A 934-nucleotide genomic window follows, 5' to 3' on the forward strand; every position below is an offset into this window, starting at 1 on the left:
TATTTGGCAAGCGCAATATTTAACTGTGCTAATTTCATTTCAGACCCTCCTTGGTCGGTAAGTTAGTGCTATAGCGGTAAGCGGTTTCTTATAATGCAATGTATTGCTTATCCCTTCAAAGATAAATTAGAAAGTTAGTGATTTTGACTGCCAATTACGTTGTAAAAATCGGTTTGGTACATTGGTCTTGTTGAATTCAAGACGGTACCTATAACGAGAGATTTCTTAGAGACAAACCATCCCATTTGTGCGAGAGTATTTTTAGTCGATTTGACTATCTATTTGATTTTTAATTTATATTTCGAGTTACTATGAATTAATTGCGCAAGTATCACTCGGCGTGTTCAGTTCAAGACGAGCAATACTTAAAGGAGTCGCTATGTATTTTTGGGATGTACAAAGTCTGAAGAACGATATTCGAGCCAACAAACTGTCGGAAAAAGATAAGTTCTTGTATATGTTTTTAAGCATAGCGTTTGTGACTATTGGTATTGAGCTTATTTCCATCTCGCCACTCGAACCACAAAATGTATGGGATGCTGTCGAATCTGTGTCTTATATTCTGATTGTCTTGTTTGGTACGTACTGGGCGTATAAGGCCAATGGTTCAGAACATGGTACGGATTTCCTTGGGCGATACTTTAGTATCAGCTTTGTTGTGTCAGTGCGGTTTTGTACGTTATTGATTCCGATATCTGTCTTTTTGCTTGCCTACTACATGACGGTGATGCCTGAGGATGGCATTGTGGTGAGCTCGTCCGTCGATGTTCTGCCATTCATCGTTTGGTATGCCTTACTTTACGCCAGTATCATCAAGCATATTAAAGCGGTGCAGGTTTAGTTGAGATTCTGCCTGTTTCCGCTTCGGATGTTTCGCCAAACTAAAAAGCCCTGCTCATTGGTGAGCAGGGCTTTTGCTTTTAGGGCTAATCTT

1 protein-coding gene is annotated in these 934 nt (G+C 39.8%); it reads left to right on the top strand.

The features are described 5' to 3' along the window. The first annotated feature begins 379 nt into the window (after nucleotides 1-379). The gene (locus R7Z50_RS25410) at nucleotides 380-841 is read left to right on the top strand and encodes a hypothetical protein (protein WP_005500350.1); all 462 of its coding nucleotides are present in this window, start codon (nucleotides 380-382) and stop codon (nucleotides 839-841) included. The last annotated feature ends 93 nt before the right edge of the window (nucleotides 842-934 follow it).

This window comes from Vibrio sp. 1249-1 (assembly GCF_033340495.1).

Excerpts from the sequence above, each read along its gene's own strand:
- R7Z50_RS25410 (WP_005500350.1), top strand. The coding sequence starts at position 380 with ATGTATTTTTGGGATGTACAAAGTCTGAAGAACGATATTCGAGCCAAC.